The sequence below is a fragment of the Streptomyces sp. NPDC045431 genome (assembly GCF_040646655.1).
Taxonomy (GTDB): domain Bacteria; phylum Actinomycetota; class Actinomycetes; order Streptomycetales; family Streptomycetaceae; genus Streptomyces.
The window spans coordinates 195,760-202,183 of the sequence record NZ_JBEZAQ010000012.1 but is presented as its reverse complement, the minus strand read 5'-3'; the positions used below and the strand labels follow the sequence as shown (position 1 = coordinate 202,183).

Below are 6,424 nucleotides of genomic sequence, written 5' to 3'. Positions count from 1 at the left end.
CACGCGGAACGCCCGAGGAGGCACAGCCCGGCCCTCGCCTTCGAGGGCCTGGCCGGCGCCCACGCCCTCACCGGCCGCCCGTCCCGCGCCGCCCGCCTCCTCGGCGCGGCGGCCCGCCTCCGGGAGCGGGCCGGGGCACCGCTGCCGGACGCCGAGCGCGCCGACGTCGACCGCGTCACGGCACGCGTCCGGGCCGCGCTGGGCGCGGCGGAGTTCGCCGCCGCCTACGCCTCGGGCCTTGGGCAGGGGGCGTGACCGGCGCGAGCTGCGCCGCGCTCCCCGGCGGTATCACCATGGAAGGGAGGACGCCCATACCCCAGGAGCATCGGAGCTCCGCCATGACCCATCTGAAAGCCGGCCGCGATGTCACCGTCCTCGCGGACTGCCTCGAAGTACCCGCGATCGGCCTCCTGCCGGTCAACGCGTTCGTCCTGCACGCTGCGGAGCCGGTCGTCGTGGACACCGGCCTCGGCCTGCCCGACCGCGATTTCCTGGAACTGCTCGGTTCGGCCGTCGACCCCGCCGATGTGCGGTGGATCTGGCTGACGCACCCCGACCGGGACCACACCGGCGGGCTGTTCGCCCTGCTGGAGGCCGCCCCGCGGGCGCGGGTCGTCACCACCTTCGTCGGTGCGGGCATCATGTCCACCGAGCGCCCGCTGCCCCTCGACCGGGTCTTCCTGCTGAACCCGGGCAGTCCCTGGACGTCGGCGACCGCCCGCTCGCGGCGTTCCGGCCACCGCTCTACGACAGCCCCGTGACGGTGGGCTTCTACGACGACCGCTCGCGCACCTGCTTCACCTCCGACTGCTTCGGCGCGCCGATGCCCAGCGCGGACCTCGCCGACGGCGGCACCGCCGACGCGGTCGCCCCCGAGGACCTGCGCGCCGGGCAGCCGCTGTGGGCCACCGCCGACAGCCCCTGGGTGCACAACATGGACGTCGACAAGTACCTCGCGACGATCCGGCCGGTGCGGGAGATGGACCCGGAAGTGGTGCTCAGCACGCACCTGCCACCGGCCACCGGGCTCACCCCCCTGATGATCGACACCATCAGCGGCGCGCCGGGCGCCGACCCGTTCGTCGGGCCGGACCAGCAGGCGCTGGAGCAGATGCTGGCCGGCTTCGAGCCGTCCGCGGCGGAAGCCAGGGGAGCCCCCGCCGACGTCCCGACACCCGTGCCGGGCCCGCCCACCTGAGCCCCGCCGTACCCCCTACGCGCCCCGCACCGCCGCCGCCCACTCCTCCAGCTCCTCCGGCGTGCGCGGACCCTGCTCGCCCGCGCCCAGCAGGCCCCGGTCCCGCAGCACCCGGGCCACCGCCATGCCCCACGGGCGGCGCAGCCGGGCCGCGTCCAGCAGGGCGGCGTCCGCGAGGAGCTCGGCCACCGGGCCGGTGCGCAGGCCGTCCGGGGTGAGCACCGCCGCGTCGTCCGCCCAGCGCAGCGCCAGGTCCACGTCGTGCGTGGCCATCACGACCGTCGTCCCGGACTCCCGCAGCCGGTCCAGCACCTCCAGCAGCCGCTCCTGGCCGTGCGGGTCGAGGCCCGCCGTCGGCTCGTCGAGAATCAGCACCCGGGGCCGCATCGCGACCGCGCCCGCGATCGCCGCCCGCTTGCGCTGCCCGTACGACAGCAGATGCGTCGGCCGGTCCTCCAGCGCCGTGATGTCCAGCGCCTCCAGGGCCTCGCGCACCCGCTCCCGCACCTCCGGCTCCGAAAGCCCCAGGTTCATCGGGCCGAAGGACACGTCCTGCCCGACCGACGCCGCGAACAGCTGGTCGTCCGGGTCCTGCACCACCAGCTGCACGGTCGTCCGCAGCCGGGTCAGCCCCGCCCTGTCGTACGACACGTCCTCGCCCGCCAGCCGTAGCCGCCCGCTCACGCACCGCAGGCCACCGCTCAGCAGCCGCAGCATCGTCGTCTTGCCGCTGCCGTTGCGGCCGAGCAGCGCAATCGCGCGCCGCTCCGGTACGGCGAAGTCGATGCCCGACAGCACGGCGGGCCCGTCGTCGTAGGCGAATCCCGCACCGACCAGTTCCACGACGGCGTCACGATGCATGGTCATGGCAGGAACCTTTCGAGTACGAGGGTGAGGGCGACGAGCCCCGCGAGCAGGGCGCCCGTCGCGGCCAGGAACCGGCGGGAGACCGCCGCCTCCGGCACCAGCACGCGCAGCGTGCCGTCGTAACCGCGCCCGGCCAGTCCGGTCTGGAGGCGCGCCGCCCGGTCGAAGGCGCGGACGAACGCCGTCGCGCCGAGGCCCGCCAGCGACCGCCAGGCGGCCGCCCGGCTGGTCAGCCCGAGCCGCGCCGCCTGCGCCTCCCGGATCCGCCGCACGGCGTCCAGCAGCAGGAAACTGATCCGGTACATCACCAGGGCCACATCCACGACCGGCGCGGGTACCCCCGCCCGCACGAGCCGGGGCAGCACGTCCGAGACCGGCGTGGTGAACGCGAACAGCAGCACCCCGAGCGACGCCGCCGACGTCCGCAGCAGCAGCCGCCCGGCGTGCACCGGCCCGTCCGGCGCGAGCGCCACCCACCCCTCGGCCCCGCCGACCTGGAACAGCAGCGGCACCGCCCCGGTGACGCAGAAGCCCAGCGGGACGCGGAACGCGCGCCACAGCTGCCGGCGCCCGACACCCGCCGGGCCCAGCAGCACGGCGAGGGTGGCGGCGGCCACCAGCACGGCCCCCGGCCACGGCGGCAGACAGATCGCGAGGACCGTCAGACCGAAGCCGAGCACGGCCTTCTCGCACGGGTGACGGCGGCGCCAGCGACTGCTGTGCGCCGCCGCGTCGATCGGCAGCACCGGCGGTTACTCGACCGTCTTGGCGACTTCGGCGACTTCGGGCTCGTCGGCCGTCCGGGCGGCAGGTGCGGTCCGGTCCAGCGCCCGCGCCTCACCCTGCCTGCGGCCGCGCCGCAGCCCGAAGTAGTACGCCAGCACGCCCGCGCCGATCGCCGCCTGCAGCGAGAAGAGCGCCGATTCGATCTCACCGGACGGCGGCTCGTACAGCGGGCTGAACCACGGCTCGTAGTCCGGCTTGTTCTCCGTGATGGCCGTCTCGGCCTGCGCGTCCGCGCCCGTGAACGGCTCCTCCTTGTGGTCGCCCATGCCCAGCGCGAGCGGGAGCACGGCGAGCGCGACGACGACGAGCAGCAGCAGCGTGTTGATCTTGGCGTTACGGCTCATCGGGCCACGGCCTCCTTCGTCGCGGGCTTCGCGGACAGGACACCGAGGCGGGCCAGGTCGCCCTTGCTGGACTGGGTCAGCAGCCGCATCACCAGCACGGTGAGCAGGCCCTCGCTCACGGCGAGGGGAAGCTGCGTGACGGCGAAGATGGAACCGAACTTCGCCAGCGCCCCGGCGAAGCCGCTCGCCGGGTCGGGGAAGGCCAGCGCGAGCTGGACGCTGGTGACGCAGTACGTGGACAGGTCGGCGACGAACGCCCCGAAGAACACGCTCACCATCAGCGGCACGCCGGAGCGGCGCAGCAGCCAGTACGTCCCGAAGCCCGCCCACGGCCCGACGACCGCCATCGAGAAGGCGTTGGCGCCGAGCGTGGTGAGCCCGCCGTGCGCCAGCAGCAGCGCCTGGAAGAGGAGCGTGATGGTGCCGAGCACCGCCATGATCGGCGGCCGGAACAGGATCGCGCCCAGCCCCGTCCCCGTGGGGTGGGAGCAACTGCCCGTCACGGACGGCAGTTTCAGGGCGGACAGGACGAAGGTGAAGGCGCCGGACGCGCCGAGCAGGAGAGTCGATTCGGGATGGGCCTTGACCTCGCGGGTCAGGGCGCGGACGCCGTGGGCGACGAAGGGAGCGGCGGCGACGGTCCAGGCGACCGCGTGCACAGGGGGCAGGTACCCCTCGGCGATATGCATGATGTGGGAGACCCTCTCCAGCACCTCGTGGATGGACAACGCGCCCTGGCCGGTCTCCTGGCTGACGGGTCATGCAACGCCGCGGCTCCGCCTTCCCGGACACCACGGTCTCCCGCGGTGTTCCAGTGGCTTCCCGGGGTGGTTTCCCCGGGAGTGGAGCCGGACTTCCCGATCACAGTGGCGAGGGCCGCACCGGTACCGCACCGGTTTCCCGTACACCAAGGCCCTGCGACACTAGTGCGTTGACCAGGTACATCACAACCCGTCCCGCAATCGGTCACTCCTTGCGATAGCCGTACGCCTCCGACGCGGCCGCCACCACGGCCTCCAGGTCGCCGCCCGCCGAGGCGGTGACGACGGCCGCCACCGCGCCCTCCACGAAGGGCGCGTCGACCAAGCGCGTGCCCTCGGGGAGCTCGTCGCCCTCCGCGAGCAGCGCCTTCACCGTCAGCACGGCGCTGCCGAGGTCGACGAGGACGGCGACGCCCGCCCCGGCGTCGACCGACGCCGCCGCCTCGGCGATCAGCTCGGCGCTGGTGCCGAGACCGCCGTCCGGGGTGCCGCCCGCGGGGGCCACGGGCGCGGTCCGGCCGCCGCCCGCGAGGCCCTTGGCCAGCTCGGCGACGGACGACGCGACCGCCGCGCTGTGCGAGACCAGCACGATGCCCACGGGCCCGGCGCTCATCGGGCGGCCTCCGCTTCGGCCAGCGCCGCGATCAGCAGGGCGGAGGACGCCGCGCCCGGGTCCTGGTGTCCGACGCTGCGCTCCCCGAGATAGCTGGCCCTGCCCTTGCGCGCCTGCATCGGCACGGTCCCGAGGGCACCCTCCTCGGCGGCCCGCGCGGCCGCCCCGAAGGCCTCGTCCGCCGTGCCGTCCGCCGCCGCGGCCAGCGCCTCGACGGCCGGTTCCAGCGCGTCGAGCATCGTCTTGTCACCGGCCTTCGCCCCGCCGAGCTGCGCCACCGCGGCCACGCCCGCGCGCAGCGCCTCGGCCAGCAGACCGGGCGTCACCTCGGCGGTGTCGCCCAGGGCCTTGCCGGCGCGCCGCAGCAGCGTGCCGTACAGCGGCCCCGACGCGCCGCCCACGGTCGAGATCAGCTGCCGCCCGGCGAGCATGAGCACCGCGCCGGGAGCCGCGGGCGGCTCCTTGCCCAGCACCTCGGCCACCGCCGCGAACCCGCGCCGCAGGTTGGCCCCGTGGTCGGCGTCGCCGATGGCCGCGTCCAGCTCGGTGAGCCGGTCCGCGTCGCGCTCCACGGCCGCGGAAGCGGCCGCCATCCAGCGCCGGAAGAACTCCACGTCGAGCGTCACGGGCATCACGTCCTCACATCCCCCAGCGCAGGGCGGCCGTCCGCACCGGCGCGTCCCACAGTCGCAGCAACTCCTCGTCGGCCTCGCACAGCGTGACCGAGCAGCCCGCCATGTCCAGCGACGTCACATAGTTCCCGACGAGGGTACGGGCCACCGGCACGCCGCGCTCGCGCAGCACCCGGTGCACCTCGGCGTTGAACCCGTACAGCTCCAGCAGCGGCGTCGCACCCATGCCGTTGACCAGCAGCAGCACCGGCCCGCCGGGCCGCAGGTCCTCCAGGACGGCGTCGACGGCGAAGTCGGCGATCTCCCGCGACGTCATCATGGCCCGCCGCTCGCGCCCCGGCTCGCCGTGGATGCCGACGCCCAGCTCCAGTTCGCCCGGCGGCAGATCGAACGTCGGCCCGCCCTTCGCGGGCGTACTGCACGCGCTCAGTGCCACCCCGAAGCTGCGTGACGCGGCGTTCACCCGGCGCGCGATCGCCTCCACGCGCTCCAGCGGCGCACCCTCCTCGGCGGCCGCACCAGCGATCTTCTCCACGAACAGGGTGGCCCCGGTCCCGCGCCGCCCGGCCGTGTACGTACTGTCGGCCACCGCCACGTCGTCGTCCACGAGCACCTTGGCGACCTGGATGCCCTCGTCCTCGGCGAGCTCGGCCGCCATCTCGAAGTTCAGCACGTCCCCGGTGTAGTTCTTCACCACGAACAGCACACCGCGCCCACTGTCCACGGCCGCCGCGGCCCGCACCACCTGGTCAGGCACGGGACTCGTGAACACCTCCCCCGCCGCTGCCGCCGACAGCATCCCCACCCCGACGAACCCGGCGTGCAACGGCTCGTGCCCGGACCCGCCCCCCGACACCAACGCCACCTTCCCCTCGACCGGGGCGTCACGCCGCACGACGATCCGGCTCTCCACATCCACGGTCAGCTCGGGATGCGCGGCCGCGATCCCGCGCAGCGCGTCGGGGACGACGGTCTCGGGCACATTGATGAGCATCTTCAACGGTGTCTCCCAGCAAGGTCGTCGGGAAGGCTCCTGAACGGTGTCTTCGCAGGCCAGGTGCTGCTCCCCGAAGTATTGGTCTCGGCGCTCCGCGGCGGCCTGCGCTCCCTTCCGGCGGGGCCGGTTCCGACGTGCCGCCGACTTTACTGATGGTGCGTCACTTGCCGGTATGGGCGGTGCCGAACCACTCGGAAGCGCGACGTGGGGGTGCGGCGTGTGGCGG

10 protein-coding genes and 1 riboswitch are annotated in these 6,424 nt (G+C 74.4%); of the genes, 3 read left to right on the top strand and 7 right to left on the bottom strand.

The window, feature by feature from the left end; translation table 11 throughout:
- The 3 genes from AB0A69_RS23660 to AB0A69_RS23650 form a co-directional block, all read left to right on the top strand.
- Positions 1-255: hypothetical protein (locus AB0A69_RS23660; protein WP_361425344.1), on the top strand; the 255-nt coding region annotated here is incomplete at its 5' end.
- An 83-nt stretch (positions 256-338) separates the two neighbouring features.
- Entirely contained in the window at positions 339-761 is a 423-nt protein-coding gene (locus AB0A69_RS23655) for an MBL fold metallo-hydrolase (RefSeq protein WP_361425341.1), read from the top strand.
- Positions 758-1,198, top strand: a complete 441-nt coding sequence (locus AB0A69_RS23650; RefSeq protein ID WP_361425338.1) for a hypothetical protein — start codon at positions 758-760, stop codon at positions 1,196-1,198. Before AB0A69_RS23655 ends, AB0A69_RS23650 begins: the two co-directional genes overlap by 4 nt.
- Positions 1,199-1,213: 15 nt before the next feature.
- On the opposite strand, the gene AB0A69_RS23645 is transcribed toward AB0A69_RS23650, so the two are convergent.
- From AB0A69_RS23645 to dhaK, 7 genes are all read right to left on the bottom strand, one after another.
- Positions 1,214-2,059: an ATP-binding cassette domain-containing protein gene (locus AB0A69_RS23645; protein WP_361425356.1), complete on the bottom strand. Its 846-nt coding sequence runs from the start codon at positions 2,057-2,059 to the stop codon at positions 1,214-1,216.
- 2 nt (positions 2,060-2,061) lie between these two features.
- Positions 2,062-2,811 carry a cobalt ECF transporter T component CbiQ gene (gene cbiQ, locus AB0A69_RS23640; RefSeq protein ID WP_361425335.1) on the bottom strand — a complete coding sequence of 250 codons (750 nt, stop codon included), beginning with the start codon at positions 2,809-2,811 and terminating at the stop codon, positions 2,062-2,064.
- Positions 2,812-2,817: 6 nt separating this feature from the next.
- The gene (locus tag AB0A69_RS23635) at positions 2,818-3,195 is read right to left on the bottom strand and encodes an energy-coupling factor ABC transporter substrate-binding protein (RefSeq protein ID WP_361425332.1); all 378 of its coding nucleotides are present in this window, start codon (positions 3,193-3,195) and stop codon (positions 2,818-2,820) included.
- Positions 3,192-3,884 carry an energy-coupling factor ABC transporter permease gene (locus tag AB0A69_RS23630; RefSeq protein ID WP_361425353.1) on the bottom strand — a complete coding sequence of 231 codons (693 nt, stop codon included), beginning with the start codon at positions 3,882-3,884 and terminating at the stop codon, positions 3,192-3,194. Before AB0A69_RS23630 ends, AB0A69_RS23635 begins: the two co-directional genes overlap by 4 nt.
- Positions 3,885-3,913: 29 nt before the next feature.
- A riboswitch (cobalamin riboswitch) is annotated at positions 3,914-4,150 on the bottom strand.
- Positions 4,151-4,161: 11 nt separating this feature from the next.
- Positions 4,162-4,569, bottom strand: a complete 408-nt coding sequence (gene dhaM, locus AB0A69_RS23625) for a dihydroxyacetone kinase phosphoryl donor subunit DhaM (protein ID WP_361425329.1) — start codon at positions 4,567-4,569, stop codon at positions 4,162-4,164.
- Positions 4,566-5,201 (bottom strand): dihydroxyacetone kinase subunit DhaL, encoded by a 636-nt coding sequence (dhaL, locus tag AB0A69_RS23620; RefSeq protein WP_361425326.1) that lies wholly within the window; start codon positions 5,199-5,201, stop codon positions 4,566-4,568. Before dhaL ends, dhaM begins: the two co-directional genes overlap by 4 nt.
- Before the next feature lie 7 nt (positions 5,202-5,208).
- Positions 5,209-6,201 (bottom strand): dihydroxyacetone kinase subunit DhaK, encoded by a 993-nt coding sequence (dhaK, locus tag AB0A69_RS23615; RefSeq protein ID WP_361425323.1) that lies wholly within the window; start codon positions 6,199-6,201, stop codon positions 5,209-5,211.
- Between the last annotated feature and the right edge of the window lie 223 nt (positions 6,202-6,424).

Coding starts and splice junctions, on each gene's coding strand:
- AB0A69_RS23635 (WP_361425332.1), bottom strand. CDS start 3,195: ATGAGCCGTAACGCCAAGATCAACACGCTGCTGCTGCTCGTCGTCGTC.
- AB0A69_RS23655 (WP_361425341.1), top strand. CDS start 339: ATGACCCATCTGAAAGCCGGCCGCGATGTCACCGTCCTCGCGGACTGC.
- AB0A69_RS23630 (WP_361425353.1), bottom strand. CDS start 3,884: ATGCATATCGCCGAGGGGTACCTGCCCCCTGTGCACGCGGTCGCCTGG.
- dhaM (WP_361425329.1), bottom strand. CDS start 4,569: ATGAGCGCCGGGCCCGTGGGCATCGTGCTGGTCTCGCACAGCGCGGCG.
- dhaL (WP_361425326.1), bottom strand. CDS start 5,201: ATGCCCGTGACGCTCGACGTGGAGTTCTTCCGGCGCTGGATGGCGGCC.
- AB0A69_RS23645 (WP_361425356.1), bottom strand. CDS start 2,059: ATGCATCGTGACGCCGTCGTGGAACTGGTCGGTGCGGGATTCGCCTAC.